Source organism: Pararhizobium polonicum, assembly GCF_001687365.1.
In the GTDB taxonomy this organism is placed as follows: domain Bacteria; phylum Pseudomonadota; class Alphaproteobacteria; order Rhizobiales; family Rhizobiaceae; genus Pararhizobium; species Pararhizobium polonicum.
Window position 1 is genome coordinate 150,860 of the sequence record NZ_CM004502.1, and the last position, 16,386, is coordinate 167,245.

The 16,386-nt window shown below is 57.6% G+C and carries 17 protein-coding genes and 1 pseudogene; 4 read left to right on the top strand and 14 right to left on the bottom strand.

Annotation, left to right across the window (positions count from 1 at the left end; genetic code table 11):
* Positions 1-703: 703 nt before the first annotated feature.
* From ADU59_RS00680 to ADU59_RS00710, 6 genes are all read right to left on the bottom strand, one after another.
* Positions 704-1,384, bottom strand: coding sequence for a hypothetical protein (locus ADU59_RS00680; protein ID WP_068950735.1), 681 nt, complete (start codon positions 1,382-1,384; stop codon positions 704-706).
* Positions 1,385-1,498: 114 nt separating this feature from the next.
* Positions 1,499-1,870: a hypothetical protein gene (locus ADU59_RS00685; RefSeq protein WP_068950737.1), complete on the bottom strand. Its 372-nt coding sequence runs from the start codon at positions 1,868-1,870 to the stop codon at positions 1,499-1,501.
* A 164-nt stretch (positions 1,871-2,034) separates the two neighbouring features.
* Positions 2,035-2,697: a DUF3313 domain-containing protein gene (locus ADU59_RS00690; protein WP_068950739.1), complete on the bottom strand. Its 663-nt coding sequence runs from the start codon at positions 2,695-2,697 to the stop codon at positions 2,035-2,037.
* 119 nt (positions 2,698-2,816) lie between these two features.
* Positions 2,817-4,184, bottom strand: a complete 1,368-nt coding sequence (locus ADU59_RS00695) for an ATP-binding protein (RefSeq protein WP_068950740.1) — start codon at positions 4,182-4,184, stop codon at positions 2,817-2,819.
* Entirely contained in the window at positions 4,181-4,948 is a 768-nt protein-coding gene (locus ADU59_RS00700) for a response regulator (RefSeq protein WP_068950813.1), read from the bottom strand. Before ADU59_RS00700 ends, ADU59_RS00695 begins: the two co-directional genes overlap by 4 nt.
* Before the next feature lie 631 nt (positions 4,949-5,579).
* Positions 5,580-6,050 (bottom strand): hypothetical protein, encoded by a 471-nt coding sequence (locus ADU59_RS00710; protein WP_068950742.1) that lies wholly within the window; start codon positions 6,048-6,050, stop codon positions 5,580-5,582.
* Between the two features lie 250 nt (positions 6,051-6,300).
* Between ADU59_RS00710 and ADU59_RS00715 the strand changes: the two genes are divergently transcribed.
* From ADU59_RS00715 to ADU59_RS00725, 3 genes are all read left to right on the top strand, one after another.
* Positions 6,301-7,173, top strand: a complete 873-nt coding sequence (locus ADU59_RS00715) for a helix-turn-helix domain-containing protein (RefSeq protein ID WP_068950744.1) — start codon at positions 6,301-6,303, stop codon at positions 7,171-7,173.
* Positions 7,174-7,317: 144 nt separating this feature from the next.
* A complete protein-coding gene (locus tag ADU59_RS00720; RefSeq protein WP_068950746.1) occupies positions 7,318-7,947 on the top strand; it encodes a hypothetical protein in 630 nt (209 codons plus the stop codon).
* A gap of 37 nt (positions 7,948-7,984) precedes the next feature.
* Positions 7,985-8,761: an L-iditol 2-dehydrogenase gene (locus ADU59_RS00725; protein ID WP_068950748.1), complete on the top strand. Its 777-nt coding sequence runs from the start codon at positions 7,985-7,987 to the stop codon at positions 8,759-8,761.
* A 194-nt stretch (positions 8,762-8,955) separates the two neighbouring features.
* On the opposite strand, the gene ADU59_RS30170 is transcribed toward ADU59_RS00725, so the two are convergent.
* On the bottom strand, positions 8,956-9,123 hold the full coding sequence (locus ADU59_RS30170) for a GAF domain-containing protein (protein WP_139093123.1): 168 nt from the start codon (positions 9,121-9,123) through the stop codon (positions 8,956-8,958).
* Between the two features lie 359 nt (positions 9,124-9,482).
* Between ADU59_RS30170 and ADU59_RS29425 the strand changes: the two are divergent.
* A pseudogene (locus ADU59_RS29425) lies at positions 9,483-9,802 on the top strand (DNA topoisomerase IV subunit B); the annotation flags it as partial.
* Between the two features lie 367 nt (positions 9,803-10,169).
* On the opposite strand, the gene ADU59_RS00730 reads toward ADU59_RS29425, so the two are convergent.
* From ADU59_RS00730 to ADU59_RS00760, 7 genes are all read right to left on the bottom strand, one after another.
* A complete protein-coding gene (locus tag ADU59_RS00730; RefSeq protein ID WP_068950750.1) occupies positions 10,170-10,835 on the bottom strand; it encodes an amino acid ABC transporter permease in 666 nt (221 codons plus the stop codon).
* Entirely contained in the window at positions 10,832-11,515 is a 684-nt protein-coding gene (locus ADU59_RS00735; RefSeq protein WP_068950818.1) for an amino acid ABC transporter permease, read from the bottom strand. The genes ADU59_RS00730 and ADU59_RS00735 overlap by 4 nt, the downstream gene beginning before the upstream one ends.
* A 5-nt stretch (positions 11,516-11,520) precedes the next feature.
* Positions 11,521-12,267 carry an amino acid ABC transporter ATP-binding protein gene (locus tag ADU59_RS00740; protein WP_083198064.1) on the bottom strand — a complete coding sequence of 249 codons (747 nt, stop codon included), beginning with the start codon at positions 12,265-12,267 and terminating at the stop codon, positions 11,521-11,523.
* Positions 12,268-12,300: 33 nt separating this feature from the next.
* Positions 12,301-13,140 (bottom strand): transporter substrate-binding domain-containing protein, encoded by an 840-nt coding sequence (locus ADU59_RS00745; protein ID WP_068950752.1) that lies wholly within the window; start codon positions 13,138-13,140, stop codon positions 12,301-12,303.
* A 77-nt stretch (positions 13,141-13,217) separates the two neighbouring features.
* The gene (locus ADU59_RS00750; protein ID WP_139093124.1) at positions 13,218-13,451 is read right to left on the bottom strand and encodes a hypothetical protein; all 234 of its coding nucleotides are present in this window, start codon (positions 13,449-13,451) and stop codon (positions 13,218-13,220) included.
* Positions 13,448-14,929, bottom strand: a complete 1,482-nt coding sequence (locus tag ADU59_RS00755) for an amidase (RefSeq protein ID WP_083198065.1) — start codon at positions 14,927-14,929, stop codon at positions 13,448-13,450. Before ADU59_RS00755 ends, ADU59_RS00750 begins: the two co-directional genes overlap by 4 nt.
* Positions 14,930-14,931: 2 nt before the next feature.
* Complete coding sequence (locus ADU59_RS00760) at positions 14,932-16,314, bottom strand: MFS transporter (RefSeq protein ID WP_158515689.1); 1,383 nt, start codon at positions 16,312-16,314, stop codon at positions 14,932-14,934.
* Between the last annotated feature and the right edge of the window lie 72 nt (positions 16,315-16,386).

Here is a 16,386-nt window from a genome sequence, read left to right on the forward strand (position 1 = left end):
GCTTGCGGTTAAGTATCGCTGGCGCGCTTCATGCAGCAAACGCCGCAGTTGAACTGAAGATACACCGTCGGCACGCGTCACCTGACGGATAAGCGGATCACTGAGAACGTCTTTGATTGTCAAGTCGCCTTCGAACATAATCATCTCCTGTATTTGGAGGACTAGGGACGACCGAAATCGCCTTGCGATGTCGAAAACAGGCCGACACCGGGGCGGGACGTTCGCTTGGGTTGCGATTGTGATGGGATGAGGAGGGGCGGAGCCTGACATGACACGGCAGGCGGGCTGACCCGTTCCCCATTCCGAGACCGCAGGCAATCGTAAGCCGCAATGAATGCCGATTTCGTCAGTCAGATCTGCAAAACATCGAAAATGGTGCATTTCGGCAAAACCGGCGATGATCCCGGGCTTCCCGATAGGTTGCTTCGTCTCTACGGTCAATCTCGTCACGACGAGCTTGCTGACGTTGCCATGCCTCTCGGGCACGGTCGCGCTGCTCAGGCGTCCCATAGAAGTCTCGGGAATAATTAGATCCTCGATCGTAAGGATAATCGTCACTCACGCAGCCGGACAGAACTGGTGTAGCGAATGCACACAGCATTATTGCAATCGTTGTTTTCGTTCCGGTCATGTCCATTCCTCAATGATTACGTGCTCGGAGCTACACCCGCGGATGTCTGCGCGCTGACGGCCCAAGTTGCCATCAATCCAGTTCGGAAACTTTGATCACCGCATCCCGACCCAGTTTTAGTGTCGTGAATGGCAAAGCTGCGGTCTGGGTGAGGACATATCCAGCCCCATTCAGGGCGGATGCGCCGATTTCCACTGCTCGATTTGGGCTATCAAGCTCTGCGGTTTCAGCATGAACTGTAACCGGGACTGTACCGGCAACCAGGGAATCTCGCGTTTCGCAATGTGGGTTGCATCGATCGTAGCGGAGAACATCGGCCGAACTCGTAGCTGATATCGCACGCTCCACCTTCTCGGATTTAACCAGTCCGTTGAGCGGGCGTTTTGTCGGTATCGCAACGAACGGGAGAGAGACGACTTGCGTCTCGCTGATGCTCACCGGTGCGGGGGTGGTGTCGACAATATCGCGAAGCTTGGTTGACGTGGCCGCGATTTCCTGGCCGACGGGATAGGAGGCCATAGCCTCTTTCGAGACAAGGTGTGTTGGAACCAGCTCGCTGTAGGCGAAAACACAGATTGCACTGAGCATAAGGCCACCAGCCCCAAGCGTAAGCAATTCTGCACGACCGCGCCGCGCCTTTGCCGCCCTGAGTTCGAGATCATGGCGATGCTGCCAGACGCGCTCGACGCGGATAACGCCGCCAATAGATGCCTCGGGAGGAGATATAATGTCGCCTTCAAGATGATTGGACATGTGTTGCCTTTCGTTTGGCGCCAGAACGATGGTTCGGCCGCGAGCTTGGTCCACGCACATTGGCTGACCTGGGGATTTGACCAAGCTCGAGGAAAACCAGGTGCGGCTTGAGTCTCAGTACTGGTCGTGCACGACGCCCATGATATCGCCGGAGCGCGATACGCTCACCAGAAGGTTGTCGCCGCCACGGGTTGCTTTGACGAGGTAACGCTCACCGACATCCTGGACGTTCCTGACCCTGTAGCCACGATCCTCGAGCAAGGTAATGACGTCGTCCGGTCCGAAACTTGACCGCAGACCAGACCAACGGTTCTGAGCGTCATGATGGCGGTTCCACGCATGGAGAAAGTTGGATTCCGTGTTACCGTCGACGGAATAAGGGTCTGAAAACCGGTCATCATAGATAACCACCTGCGAAAAGGCGGGAACCGCGGCAATGACGTTAAGAGCGGCTGCCGCACTAAAAGCGATGAAATCGCGTCTCATTGACTTCTTCCTTGGTTGAACTTTGTAGGGTGTTCTTCGGTTGACCCAGTTGAAGAAAGCGGTGGGCGGAAGCTACCGTGCGAAGCTGCCAGCTATGACGACATCATGCATCCGGACGCTGTTGCAGTGTGTCGTTTGATGTTGAGTTATGTTGCGGCAGCGTCTCACTGACGCAATTGTGCCAGAAGTGCGTCTGCGCCCTTATCAATCGCCACCTGGGAAGCCTTGAGAGCACCGAAGCTTGCGCCAACGTTCATCGCGTTCGGATACTGTTTGGAGACATAGGCGGCCAACAGAATGTTGCTCGTCGCATCGTAGATCTCGACAGCGTAGGCAACCGAACCGGTCATCGATCCTTCCTTGTCGCGAGCGGCCTGCACCGCGTTGTAGACACCTCCCCCAACATCAAGATGCGAGAAGGGACCAAGGACCGGCGTCGTCGTCTTTGCTCCGGTCAGCGTCAGATGGATACGCAGCGTTCCAGGTTCGGGCGAGCTCACGACAGAAAACCGTGTTCGAAGTTTTTGAGTGAACTGAGACTGCATGTAGCTGGCCAGGGTACTCTTGTCCTGCTCGCTGGTTTTGACGAACTGATTGTCCTGCCCGCGGTAGACGGTTACTGGAGCTACGATGACCTTGTCATACCGCTTCCAGTTGGCACCGCTGTTGTACCGGTAAGGAACACGACCGCTGCGGTCGCCTGGGTCGGCTTTAAGGTGCTGGGCGGATGCAAGACCGGCATAAGCCGTTGGATCAGCGGTGGTACAGCTGGCAAGAGCCCAGCTGACGGCGAGGAGGGAGACGCTGGCTTTGGGAAAGATCTTCAATGTTTTGGCTCCAGCCGGTGTTAGCGCCGAGCGGCGAGTGTGGCTGGATGAGCGATAGCTGACTGCGACGTTACAGTGTTTTCAATAATGTTGGGAAATGTTCGTGGAATCGAAGGTCTTCAAACCTTGCCGGCTTCAATCAGCGTTGTGCTGGGCTGAACGGTTTCGACTTTCGGCAAAGCAATCTCCACGACAAGCCCATTTGGCTGGCGATCAAGCAACGTAAAGACCCCCTTATGACCTATCGTCACGATGCCCTGTGCAATGGAAAGCCCCAGCCCAAAACCGCCGCTTTTCTCACCTGTCTGTCGGGATTCATCTGCCTTGAAAAAGGGCGCAAGAACCCGCTGTTTCAGGTCATCAGAGAGCCCCGGCCCGTCATCTGAAACCCTGATTCGCACACCCTCGGCTTGTCCATCCACCAATTCGATCTCGATATTCCCCGCGTAACGGGACGCATTGTCGACAAGATTGGAGATGGCGCGCGTCAATCCCTGTGGCATACAGATGTATTTCAGCCTCCGCGGACCGATGAAGCGAATACTGACCCCCGTATCGACGAAATCGTCCGAAATTGTTTGGAGCAAACTCGACAAGTCCACTTTGCGTGGGGGCTCGAATTTGTTGTCCAGAAAGCTGAGGCTCGCGTCGATCAGCGATGAGAGCATGGTAACATCAGCCAGCATGAGTTCTTTCAGCGCCGGTTCGTTCGACCGATCGATGCGCATGCGCAGTCTTGTAAGCGGCGTTCGAAGGTCGTGGCTTATCGCGCGAAGGACCCGTGTTCGCTCTCGTAACATCGTCTGGATCCGGCCTTGCATAACATTCAACGAGGCCGCCAAACTCCGGATTTCGGAAGCACCTTCTGCTTTGAACGGTTCGTCGGAGTGGTCATCCATACTCACACGTTGCGCAGCGGCAGCAAACCGGACGAGAGGGTTTGTTACCAGCCAGCCGCCAATATAAGCCAGAAGGATAAGCGGGATGACGATTTTCAAGATTCCGCTTGCCACGGCCGGCACCAGCCAGACACTGGTTGGGAATTGCGGCATGGCGAAAGACAAAGCCCTGTTTTCGTCAACTTCAACGGTAAGCGTGGATCGACCGCTGTTGCCTGAAACCGCGTTTCGGATCGACATCAAAATTCCGTCATTGACGAGTTGTTTCACACGCCGCAGGATTTCCGGAGTCGGCGAGCCTGCCCGGTACGACATTGACGTCTGGGAGGGCGACGCCCGTCGTGCCGAAACGCCCATCCGATCGGCGAATCGAAGCGCTGCATCTTCTTCCGCAGGGGTACGGCTGCGCGCAAACTGTTCGAGGACCGTCTCCACGCGACCCGCGAACAGACCGATCTCGATACCCTTGTCGTGACGACCGTAAATGAAGGGCTCCGTCGCGGCCGCAACTACTGAGACGAGAACGACGAATAAGATTGCAAGGAAAAATAGCTGTTTGCGGATTGAGGCGCTACGAAGCCCCCTCATGGAAGACGCTCTACCTTAGAGGCAAATAGGTATCCGCCGAGCCGGACAGTCTTGATGAATGTTGGGTCCTTCAGATTAGGCTCGATCTTCTGCCGGACACGACTGATATGGGCGTCGATGCTACGCTCGATCGGCCCGGCTGAACCGGCATGCGTCATTGCCAGAAGTTGCTCCCGTGTGAGAACCTTGTTCGGATGACAGCAAAACGCCCAAAGCAGATCGAATTCTGCTGTTGTCATGGAAACCTGAGCGCCTTCGGCGTCGAAAAGCTCACGACTTCTTGGATCAATCCGCCATCCTGAGAACGTCATCGGCTCGAGTACGGCTGGCGGTCCGTCATGATCAGACGCTCGTCTTAGAATGTTTCTTATGCGAGCCATCAGCTCACGTGAATTGAAAGGCTTGGTGACGTAGTCGTCCGCACCCAGTTCTAACCCGAGGATACGGTCGATATCCTCGCGCAGTGCCGTCAACATCAAGATCGGCGTTTTTCCGGAAGATCGCAGCCGCCTGCAGATGCTGAAGCCGTCCTCGCCGGGGAGCATTCCGTCCAGAAGGATCAGATCGAAGCCGTGGCGGGCAAGGATCCTATCCATCTCGATCCCGTTTGCGACCGAGGCGGCCTCGAAACCGTTGCCTTTGACCAAATCGACCAGCATCCTCGCAATATCCCCATCGTCTTCAACGATGAGGATCCGGGCTGGCGCCGGGGGTGCCTCTTTGAGCGGAGCAATATTTGCAGGTTGCTGCGTGGACATCGCCATTTCTTCCAGCTCTTGATCGGGGCACGCCCGTTTCTGTGTGGACATCGCAAGGTGTTTACAGCGCGCCATTTCTCCCTTTACCCGATCTCATGCAAAACTTTATGGGAAAATGTTGCAAGATGTTGCAAGATGTTGCGGCGTAGTTCCGCACCTGCCTTTCGGAGCTGGGCGGCTTATTGCTCACTTCTGTGCACCGTAGATCTCGAACGGATTTGAGCGAAACTCGCTGTCGACTATCACGGCCGCGATATAACATTCCCTGAGCGTCAGCAGCGAAAAGAATGCCGCAGATACACATGCTATGAGATAGTGTTTGGATCGCGATCGTCGCGGGAATTTGTCTGCCAACACAATGAACGAGCGTTTGGTAAACCGACCCAGTGCTACAAGCATGAACAGTGCTAAGGTAATGTATCCACTGAAGGATGCGGCGTTTATCAATGAGAAGATTGGGAAACACCCTAACAAAAATGCCCTTTCCTGTTTTGGGACGGCCATTTGCCAGATTCTGGCTGCGAGAAGCAACCTGCTTGTTGACCGCTCTGCCATCTGAATCTCAAGACCTCCTCCTATAAGCGAGCCCCTGCAGCGAGACAGAAAATGCGGGGCCAATAACAGGGCGCGGGGCGGATCAGGACTGAGCATCAAGCCCTCGTTCGCGATGACAGAACCAGCGCAGAGCATTTGCCGCAATGGTTTTCCAACGCGCGGCTTTGTCTCTCTGCTTCCCGCAGATTGCTACCCTCACGATATTCGGAGTTGGTCGTGCCACTGGCTTGAAGTGGAAATCTACCCGTTCAGGGAATGGTTGACTGTCAAACCGCTTCGGGTTGCCCGGCATTGCACCGTCCTTAATTCTGGGGTGAAAGAAGACTTCGAGATTGACAATCGGTATAGGGCGAATATTGCGGACAAGGTCGATGTCCCCTCGTGCTGTGATGGCAAAGACAAACTCTTCAGACCGAAGCGCGTCGAAGGCTTCCGCAACAGCTGATACCGCGACAGAGGCATACCCGTGCTCCGCCAGCTTGGTGACGATCATTGCGGCAGCGACCGGCGGCAGAAAAACAAGAATTTTCGAATGAATCGGTGGGTGCCGCATGAACCTTTTCCTCTTCGCGGATGAATAAACTTAACCCGTGCTCGTGCAGCAATGTGTTCTGTTTTATGTTGTTTTATGTATGGGCCCATGATCACAGCCAACACGTGATCTGAGCCTTAACGTGCGCAACCCCTATATGCCGCAGGTTGCGATCCATTCCGTTATTGTCCCACTAGTGCTCACGAGGCAGATTGCCAGAACCGCGGAGCCAGTCTAGCGTCCGGGCATTGCTCCAGTGGAACACTCAACCATGAGGCCTGATCGTTCTCCGGTTTACGAACCGATCCTACCTTCGGCAACGGAGTGCTTCGTATGGCGGCAGGACGACTATCCGTTGTCATGGAGCGTCTGGAACGCCCATCCAGAGTGCGAAATCCACCTCATTCGGAACGCGGAGGGCGCCAGCCACATCGGCGACCATGTCGGAGCTTTCTCCAACGGCGACCTCTACTTGATCGGACGCGGACTGCCGCATAATTGGGTAACCCCTCTCAATCAGGGTGAGCGGGTCGACGGGCGGGACGTTATCCTCCAGTTCGACGAAGACCGTGTTCTCGGGATATCCGCAGCGATACCGGAACTGAAAAGTCTGGCCCCCTTATTGGCGTTGGCGAGGCGCGGCATGTATTTCGAGGGCGAAGCCCGCACGAAGGGCGCGGAAATCCTTCTCAAGATCGGGCAAGCTCGCGGTCTTGAGCGTGTATCCCTGTTTCTTGGGCTTCTGCACATCCTGGCGACCAGCCGCGAAAGAAAACTTCTTTCCTCCGAGCATTTCTTGCCGAGCTCCGACCCCCTCGCCAATCAGACGCTTAGAGACGTCCTGACTTGGATGACAACGAACTACAGTCGTAACGTCCGTCTCGAGCAACTCGCAAAGATGGCGAAAATGACGGAGACGTCATTTTCGCGCTTTTTCAAGAGGACCACCGGAACGACCTTCAGCCGCTATCTTAGCGAACTCAGGATGGCGAAAGCCTGCGAACTTCTCACCCGATCCGATCTCCCCGTCACGGCAATCGCAACCGACGTCGGTTACGACAACCTTTCGAATTTCAACCGGACATTCAGGGTGCTCAGGGGGATGCCGCCGAGCCGTTACAGACAATTTAGGCGCTCCACCTGAACTGGCGATATTATCACCATGATACAGCCGTCGATAAGTCCTCAGCCTCTCATAAGGATAAAATATCATCAGTTGTGGGCACATGCCACGCTAGCCTTGGTGGCGAAACGGGCCTAGTTTCTCTCCGGTTTCGAGGAGGAAGCGATGAATATCAGTCTCATTCCGTCAATGCTGGACAACACCATCTCCGGGGCTGGGGTCGCACTGGCCTATGAAGGGCTTCAATCGCCCTACGAGAGCCGTTTCGCCGATTTCACTATTCGGGAAGACGGCTCATATTATCGGAGCTTGGAAGTCGTGGCGTCCGAACAAACCCTCGGCCAACGCTGGCTGGAGCTTGAAACGCAATTCAACTCGACATGCGTCGGGCTCGTCTGCCAGGCCGACAGTGATGCCGGCGAACTTGCCGATATCATCGCGCGAGGGTTCGACGGCGCTGCGGTCCCAGGCGCGATCGTTATCATTGGGTGTGATCTTGTCCTCTTGGAGCAAATTCTCCAATTGGCTCGTCAGCACCGTGTGCCATACACGATGCGGACACAGTCCGGCATTAGCATTCCCTTTGAGTGGCCACCAATTTTGTTCATCGCCGATATCACCGATCCGGCACTGGTCGAAAGCCTTAGCATCCGCCGCGAACTCAGTGATCTGGGCGTGCCCGTTGAAACGACAGTGGCCCCGGATATCCGCAAAATTGAACAGAAATTCTACTCCGTCGAGGTTCGGGCTTTCTTTCAAAGGCACCTTGTCGTGAATTTTCCGAAAATGTTCTGACGACACTCAAAATACAAAAGACGATAGGGAGAAAAGCATGTCACAGAGGCTACAGGGCAAGAATGCCATCATCACCGGCGCTGCACGAGGAATAGGCTTTACCTTCGCTAAGGTTTACGTGGGTGAGGGCGCACGGGTCGCGATCTGCGACATCGATTTCGGTCGGGCGGAGTCCGCCGCCCGTGAAATCGGTGATCAGGCAATCGCGGTCAAGATCGACGTCACCGACACGGCAAGCATCGAAGAGGCGGTTATCAAAGTGGTGGAAGCTTTCGGAAGCATCGACATCCTTGTGAACAACGCCGCGCTGTTCACGGCAGCGCCGCTCGTCGAGATCACCGAGACGGACTATCGCCGGGTCTTCGACGTCAATGTCCATGGACCGCTGTTCACCATGCAGGTGGTCGCCAAGCAGATGATCGCACAGGCTAAGGGGGGCAAGATCATCAACATGGCCTCACAAGCAGGCCGCCGTGGCGAAGCGCTGGTTGCGGTATATTGCGCCACGAAGGCAGCCGTCATTAGTCTAACCCAGTCGGCCGCGCTTAATCTTATTGAGTACGGGATCAACGTCAACGCTATTGCGCCAGGTGTGGTCGACGGCGAACATTGGGACGGTGTCGATGCGTTTTTCGCCAAATACGAAGGAAAGGCTCCAGGTCAGAAAAAGAAGGAAGTCGGCGCAGCTGTGCCGTACGGACGAATGGGCACTGCCGAAGACCTCGCGGGGATGGCGGTGTTTCTGGCATCGCGGGATTCCGACTACGTTGTTGCGCAGTGCTACAACGTCGATGGCGGCCAATGGATGAGCTGAGATCGGACGTCTCGATACGTTAACCCGCCGTGTCATCGAAGTAGCCGGACGGACTTGCGTCGACTTGAATACGATTGTCCGACCCCGATCCGGTCTTAGCAAGGGGTTGGGATAACCCCAACATGGACAGCCAACTTTTTATACCAAAACGAGTAAAGGCCTTAAAAGATCCAAACCGTCGGCCCTGCTATTCGCTAACATGGCGCTTGAAGCGGTTCGAACCGCTGCTCCTCGATGGCGATGGCCGTCGTGCGCGTCACCATGCTGATGACTTCGAGGTCGCGCTCGGTCGGCTCCTGCGGCTCGCGATAGTAGTTCGCGAAGGTGCCGAGGCCCCGCCCGTCCGCTGCCAGAATTGGCATCGACTAGCAAGCGCGCAGACCGTGGCCAATCGCAAGGTCACGAAAATCGGTCCATGCGATCCGTCGCGATATCGCTGACGATGACAGGGGTTGAGCCGGGATTAGGTTGCGATAGAGGTATCGGATACATCGGTGAATCGTGGCCGCTATCCGTCGTGCGAACATAGCGAACGCAATTTCGGCATTGTCTCACAAATTCGCGGCGGCAGGACGGATTGCGGCCGTCAGTCGAGCGACCGCCACGCTCTCCCAACAAGTGCAAAAACAGGCCGCTGTACTCTCCTACATTGATACTTTCTGGCTGATTTTTTTCTGCGCAGTTGGCGGCATGGTCATTCTCGCATTCGTCCAGAAGGCGCCCACCTTTGTACGTTCTGCGCCAAGGTGGAATTACAGTTTACGCACGAGACGACGGACATCGCATGGAACTGATGGAGACCGTTTTTCGACATAAGAAACTTGAAGTCGGCCGCTTCAAAGGCCTGGGCGAAATGATGCCCGCACAGCTAAAGAAACCACCATGGATCGGGCGAAACGAACGCTACTGCGTGTCGAAATCACCGAAAACAATGCCGAAGAGACGCGAGACACCGTCTACGACCTGATGGGAACTAAGCCAGAGGCCCGGTACAGGTTCATTCAGGAGCGAGCAGCGTTTGCGGCACACCTGGACTTGTAGAGACTATCTCGCCGCCGGGAACCTAGGTCGTGAGCCAGATGATTCCTATCAACCAGTCTCGCTCTGTCGCCATCATAAATAGTAATCGAGCAGTCTGATGATTTCGCCGGATACGCGTGAGTTGCTCAGGGATCTTAGTGAGATAATTACACGACCCCTATGACCCAAAAACGTTGCCATACAGCTGCCCACTCGGCATAATCTACCGTCGGCGTAAAGGGCAAAGGCGAACAACGCCGGTCCGAAGGCTTGGCTAACTTAGAGGCTTGAACGCCTTGCAAATGAATGGCACAGCCGCGATATCGAAGTGCTAGTGCCGTGGCACTACACTGCCTGAATGGCCCTCAATTTATCGCTTACAGGTAGGCTACAACAACGGCTTGCGTTCAAGGCGACCGGTCAAACGCACGGCGGGCAGGAGGATGGCGAGATAGATAATGGCGGCGAGCGTCAGCGGCGAGGTGTTGTAGGTCACGGAGCGGATCGTTCCGGCAACATAGAGCATCTCGTTGACCGCGACGATGGCGGCAAGCGAGGTCGCCTTCATGACCTCAATTGTATTGGACGCAAGGTCAGGCAGAACATTACGCGTCGCCTGCGGCAGCACCACGAACCGCATCGCATCCCAAGTGCCAAGGCCGGTCGAGCGGGCGGCCTCTAGCTGGCCCGGCCCCACGGAGCCGAGGCCGGCGCGAAAGATCTCGCAGTAATAGGAGGAGTTGTTGAGCAGCAATGCGACCACGACACAAGCAAAGGCCGGTAAGTGTATGCCGATGAAAGGCAGCGCTGAGAAGGCGAGAATGATCAGCACTAGCGGCGGCATCGCGCGGAACACGTTGATCCAGCTGCGCACCACAATGCGTAAAAATGGATTGCGCGGATTGGAGCCGAGTGCCAACGCTAAACCCGCGATCATGCCGAGCGGCGCAAGCACCACCGTCAGCCCGATGGTGATCAGAAGACCCTTGAGAAGATAGGGAAGCGCCTCCTGCATCACTGTGAGATTGAAGAACTGATCGATCAACGAGTTCATCGGCCGGCTCCCCAAACCATACGCTTCTCGAGTCTTTCTGCCAATGTCATCACCGGCATGAAGATGATGAGATAGCCGACTGCTGCGAGGATGAGCGGTGTGGCGTTGCCGGAGAAGGATTGCGCCGTCTGCGCCTCATTCAGAAGCTCCGGCATGCCGATGGCCGTGCCGAGTGCGGTGTTCTTTGTGATAGCGATCGCACGGTTGGTGAGCGGCGGTATGCAGATCTTGAAGGCCTGCGGCAGGATGACGTAGCGGATCGTTTGCGCATTGGTCATCCCCGTGGAGCGGGAAGCTTCCCATTGTCCCTTGTGGATAGCCGAAATACCGGCCCAAAAAATTTCCTCCGAGAAGGCGGCAAGAATGCAGGTCAAGGTAAACGAGAGTACCCAAAAGGCAGAAAGCCGCAGGCCGAGACCCGGCAGGCCGAAGAAGAGCAGCAGAAGCACCGCCAGCGGTGGTACTGCACGAAAACAATCCACCCACAGCTTGAGGAGCGACACCAAATAGCGGTGCGAAACCAGCCTCAAAATAGCGAGCGCTAGGCCCAGCCCGAGGCCGGACAGTACGACGACGATGGACAGCGACACCGTGACCCACAAACCGCGCAGAAGGTCAGGCAGATATCGGATCGCAACATCGGGATTGAGGAAGAGGTCAAGAAGTCCACTGATGTTCATCGGCGTCAATGCCTCTGGGAGAGGAATTGGCGTGCGAGGCTTTCAGGCCCTTTCGACAGCAATTCTTGAGGCGTGCCCGTCTCAACGATTTGGCCCGCATGCATGAAGGCGATGCGATCGGCGGCCTCGCGGGCGAAGCGCATTTCATGACTGACCACGACCATCGTCATGCCCTCTGCCTTCATCTCCCGCATGGCCTGCAGGACTTCGCCGACGAGTTGCGGATCAAGCGCCGAGGTTGGCTCGTCGAGCAGCATGACGCGGGGTCCGAGCGCCAGCGCGCGGGCAATCGCTACGCGCTGCTGCTGGCCTCCTGAGAGTTGGGCGGGATAGTGCGTGAGACGCGCACTAAGACCCATGCGGTTCAATTCGCGATGGGCGATCTCGCGCGCCTCTTCCTTTGTTTTCGCTTGCACCCGCCTTAGCGCCAGCATCACGTTCTCTTCCGCTGTCATGTGCGGATAGAGGTTAAACTGCTGGAACACCATGCCGATGCGCTGGCGCATAACGTTGATGTCTGTCTTCGGAGAGATAATGTTGATGCCATCGACGACGATTGCCCCGTCGCTCGGCTCTTCCAGCCTGTTGCAGCACCTCAGCAGCGTGGATTTGCCGGATCCCGAGGGTCCGATCAGGAACACTAGTTCGCCTGGCTGGACGCTTAGGTTGATGTTCCTGAGTACTTCAACACCGTTGAAGGATTTGTATAGCGCATGGATGTCGAGAATGGGTTGGTTGATCGTTTTCGACATGGCATCAGCCTCCGTGGAGCGGGGTTGCGAACCTCACTTGCAGGTGAGCGCGTGCGTCGTCGGGTCGTAATTGCCCATGCCAACCGGGCCGTAACCAGGCTGCGGCGTCACTTCAAGGGAAGCCTTGTGAGGAGCAGCGCCGAGCCACTTTTCGTATAGCTTGGCGGCAGTGCCGTCCGACTTGATGCACTCGATGGCCATATCCAGCTGTTTGCGCAGTTCCGGATTAGTCCTCGCAACCGGATAGCTGTAATACTGGTTCGTTTTAATGGTCAGCTCCGATACCTTCAGAGCCGGGTTCTTTTTGGCGATTGTCAGCCCGATGGCTACGCCCACGATGGCGGCATCCGCGCGGCCAGCGGTCACGGCCTGGGCGGCATCGCTTAGCGAGCCGTAAGATTCGACCGTCCAGCCATATTCCGCGGTCTTTTCGCGCGCCCATTTTTCGTAGGCATTGCCTTTGTTTGTGGAGATCACCTTGCCCTTCAGCTGGGAAAAGTCGGTCACGTCAGCGCCATTTGCAGGCAGCAGGAAGTCCATGTCCGCGGACCAGATGCCTTCAGTCAGAAGGAAGGCTTCGGAGCGCTCGGACGTCGCCGTCAGCGGCACGGACAGCATATCGTAAGTGCCGGCCTGAAGCGCCGGCAGAATGGCCGAGAACGCCATCGCGTCGATGGTGATCTCGCGTCCGAGACGCTTGGCGATCTCCTTGGTCAGATCGACGGTCAGGCCTTCGACGGAGCCATCCATCTTCGGCTGCGCGTACGGCGGAGCATTGCCGTCGAGCGCGCTTTTGAGTGGTCCGTCGGCGAGAACGGGGGCTGCCGATAGCAGCGTAAACGTCACGATAAGCGTAGAAAAGATCGGTTTCATGTCTGTTCCCTTCGTTATTTTCTCGGCAATATACACATTTGAACGGCGGTTTCAAATGTTTGTTTGATTCATTTGTTTCATTTTTGTTGCGGGCTCTGCTTGGCGTCTTCCAAGTCGCTGCGCCGCCCGCAAAGCGGCTGCAGGGTCTTGTCGGTCATGCGCGCGATTCTGCGGCCGGACGCAAGCGCTTCGGCAAAGCTCGCGGCGGCACGGTCGAGCTCTGTCCCTGTCGGCGGCCTTTCTCCGCATTCCAGCCAGATAGACTGGACGGCGGCACGCAGGCGAACTTGCATTGCACTGGGTTGACTCATGAGAGGTGTCCTTCTTCGATACGATTGGCCAAAATGGTGGCCGGGGAGGCCCGTACCGGTCGCGGCGTGAAATACGCTTCAAGCGCCGTTGCTGCGGCAAGCATCACGGCTTCCTTGCGGAAGCCGGCGGCAAGCTGCACGGCAATCGGCAGGCCCTCGTCGGTAAAGCCCGCAGGTAGCGACAGCGCAGGATGGCCGGTCAGTGAGAAAGGGCTTCCTGCCGAGCCAGTAGTGAACTCCTTTACCGCAGCCTCTTCTGTGATGGGCGGCGCGGTGCGGTAAGTCATGGGCAGGAGCATCACGTCAATGCGGGTAAAGGCCGCATCCGTGCGCTCCACGAGGTCGCGGCGCTGCCGAAGGGCCGCGATATAGTCGGCGGCCCTCATATACATGCCGATTTCCAGTTTTTCACGCAGTGATCGCCCCATCAGGTGGCGGTGTTCCAGATAGTCGCGCTCGTGGATGGAGAAGCTTTCGCTGCGGTTGATCGGCATACTGACGGCGCGATATTCAGAAGGCGCGATCGGCAGTTCGATCTCGCGCACCCTCGCGCCTGCCGTGCGAAAGGCCTCGGCGGCGGCGTCAAGTGCCGCTAGGATCGCAGCCTCAGGAGCTTTCCCGCCCGGGTCGAGATTCCGCACATAGCCGACCGTCATCCCGGCGACGCCGGCTTCGAGCGAGGGCAGGACGGGCTCCGGCGAACTTTCCAGACTGACCGGATCATCGGGATCGTATCCGGCGATCGCCCCGTAGACGAGCGCTGCGTCGCGCACCGTCAGCGTCATCGGGCCTGGCGTGTCGAAACTCCAGCAGTTTGGTATGATGCCGTGGCGGCTGATGCGTCCGAACGTAGGTTTTAGCCCGACAATGCCGCAGGCCGCGGCAGGCAGACGGACCGACCCACCCGTATCGGTGCCGATGGTAAAGAGCGCCGTGCCCGCCGCGACGGCGGCAGCCGAGCCGCTGGACGAGCCGCCGGTGAAATAGGCCGGGTTCCAGGGATTGCGGGCGGGCGGGGCTTCGAGGTCGAAATGCACCGCGCCGGTGCCGGTGCCGTATTCCCAGGTGTTGAGCTTGCCGACGAGCACCGCGCCCGCTGCCTGAAGACGCTTGACCAGCGTTGCGGTGGTGTCGGGATCGTGGCTCTGCGGCACGCGCGAGCCACCCGTGGTTTCAAGCCCGGCGGTGTAGATATTGTCCTTGACGGCGTAGGGAATGCCGTCGAGCGGACCAAGCCGCATGCCTTTTGCCGCACGTTCCGCAGCCGCGGCCGATTCTGCGCGTGCTACCTTCCGGTCCATTCGCAGGTAAGAGTGGATGGTGGCGTCCAGGGCATCAATACGTGCGAAGACGGCTTCGAGAAGATCGACGGGGGAGAGAGTACCCTGGTCGATCGCGTCGGAGGCCGTCGCGACCGTGAAGCTCGCCGGGTCGGCTATCGAAGGGGCGGCGTTCGGTTCGGGTCTGGCGGTGAGCATGGTCAGCTCCTTTGCAGGACGGCACGATGATGGCTGACGGCGGCGCCGTCGGCGGGATCGAGCTTCAGGAAATACAGGCCAGACAAGGCTGTCAGGCCAGCGATGATGAAGATGGCGCACGACATGGCCGAGGCCGGCGCCGTAACGCCCAGATTCTGCAGCTGCGCCACGAGAACGGCGGCGATGGAGATGCCTAGCCCCATCGAAAGCTGCTGACCGACGCCGCCAAGCGAGGTGCTGGCACTTTGGCGTTCCTTTGGAATGTCGGCGAAAAGCAGCGTATTGGTCGTATTGAATTGCAAAGAGCGGTTCAACCCGAATACGAAGACGAGCATCACGATGACAGCAAGCGGCGTCTGTGGCGTCGCAAAGCCAAGCGCAGCAGTCGCCGCTGCACCGATCAGCGCATTGCCAACAAGCGTTGTCCGGAAGCCAAAACGGGCTAGCACACGCCGCATCAAGGGCTTGAGCACCAGTGCGCCGGCTGCGACGATGAACACGACCGACCCGGCATGGGCCGCCGACCACCCAAAGCCAATCTGCAATTGCAATTGCAGGAGGAAAGGCAGGGCGTTGAAGCCGATGCGCGACAGGCCGCCGGCGAAAAAGCCGATGTTGAATAGTCTCAGCTTCAGCAGGCTGAGATCGAGCGCAGGCTTTGCCGAGCGGCGTGCATGGACGAGGAAACTGCCGCCCGCCATAGGCATGATCACCACCAGCGCGACGATGGCCGGGAGCGGCAGAGAGACATGCACGAGTTGGTCGAGCACGAGCTGTGTGGCTCCCAGGAACAGGGCGCAGAACGAAAAGCCGATCACGTCGAAGCGGTGCGCGACGCCGGCATCATCCGCGGGTAGCAGTCGCGCGGCATAAATTATGCCGGCGATGCCGAAGGGCATCTTAACCGCGAAGATCCAGCGCCAGTCCGCATAGGTGACGATATAGCCGCCCACCAACGGACCGAGAACCGGTCCGATCAGTGTCGGCATCGACATCCAGGCAATCGCTGCTGCCAGTTGCTCCTTGGGCGCGGCGCGGATCAGCAGTAGGCGTCCGACCGGCGTCATGAAAGCGCCTGCCACGGCCTGCAGGACACGCATGCCAACCAGCATTTCCAGACTTTGCGACAGCGCGGCAACAATCGAGGTGACCATGAAGCCTGCCATCGCCCACAGGAAAACGCGCTTCGCACCAAAACGGTCGGCCAGCCAGCCGCTCGCCGGGATCATCGCAGCCAAAGTGACGAGGTAGAGCGAAATGGCCAGATTGACGCGCAACGCCTGGACCCCGAAATTGGCTGCGATGGCCGGGATCGCGGAAACGATAATCGTGCTGTCGAGCGCTTCCATCAGAAACGCGGCAGAGATCGATAGGGATAGCAGCATAAGGCTGCGTTCCCCGGAAGAGGTGGGCGGTTGCGACATGGGTACATCCCGTCAGGGCGGTTTCTGGACCGC

Excerpts from the sequence above, each read along its gene's own strand:
- ADU59_RS00680 (WP_068950735.1), bottom strand. The coding sequence starts at position 1,384 with ATGTCCAATCATCTTGAAGGCGACATTATATCTCCTCCCGAGGCATCT.
- ADU59_RS00685 (WP_068950737.1), bottom strand. The coding sequence starts at position 1,870 with ATGAGACGCGATTTCATCGCTTTTAGTGCGGCAGCCGCTCTTAACGTC.
- ADU59_RS00695 (WP_068950740.1), bottom strand. The coding sequence starts at position 4,184 with ATGAGGGGGCTTCGTAGCGCCTCAATCCGCAAACAGCTATTTTTCCTT.
- ADU59_RS00700 (WP_068950813.1), bottom strand. The coding sequence starts at position 4,948 with ATGGCGATGTCCACGCAGCAACCTGCAAATATTGCTCCGCTCAAAGAG.
- ADU59_RS00710 (WP_068950742.1), bottom strand. The coding sequence starts at position 6,050 with ATGCGGCACCCACCGATTCATTCGAAAATTCTTGTTTTTCTGCCGCCG.
- ADU59_RS00715 (WP_068950744.1), top strand. The coding sequence starts at position 6,301 with ATGAGGCCTGATCGTTCTCCGGTTTACGAACCGATCCTACCTTCGGCA.
- ADU59_RS00720 (WP_068950746.1), top strand. The coding sequence starts at position 7,318 with ATGAATATCAGTCTCATTCCGTCAATGCTGGACAACACCATCTCCGGG.
- ADU59_RS00725 (WP_068950748.1), top strand. The coding sequence starts at position 7,985 with ATGTCACAGAGGCTACAGGGCAAGAATGCCATCATCACCGGCGCTGCA.
- ADU59_RS30170 (WP_139093123.1), bottom strand. The coding sequence starts at position 9,123 with ATGCCAATTCTGGCAGCGGACGGGCGGGGCCTCGGCACCTTCGCGAAC.
- ADU59_RS00730 (WP_068950750.1), bottom strand. The coding sequence starts at position 10,835 with ATGAACTCGTTGATCGATCAGTTCTTCAATCTCACAGTGATGCAGGAG.
- ADU59_RS00735 (WP_068950818.1), bottom strand. The coding sequence starts at position 11,515 with ATGAACATCAGTGGACTTCTTGACCTCTTCCTCAATCCCGATGTTGCG.
- ADU59_RS00740 (WP_083198064.1), bottom strand. The coding sequence starts at position 12,267 with ATGTCGAAAACGATCAACCAACCCATTCTCGACATCCATGCGCTATAC.
- ADU59_RS00745 (WP_068950752.1), bottom strand. The coding sequence starts at position 13,140 with ATGAAACCGATCTTTTCTACGCTTATCGTGACGTTTACGCTGCTATCG.
- ADU59_RS00750 (WP_139093124.1), bottom strand. The coding sequence starts at position 13,451 with ATGAGTCAACCCAGTGCAATGCAAGTTCGCCTGCGTGCCGCCGTCCAG.
- ADU59_RS00755 (WP_083198065.1), bottom strand. The coding sequence starts at position 14,929 with ATGCTCACCGCCAGACCCGAACCGAACGCCGCCCCTTCGATAGCCGAC.
- ADU59_RS00760 (WP_158515689.1), bottom strand. The coding sequence starts at position 16,314 with ATGCTGCTATCCCTATCGATCTCTGCCGCGTTTCTGATGGAAGCGCTC.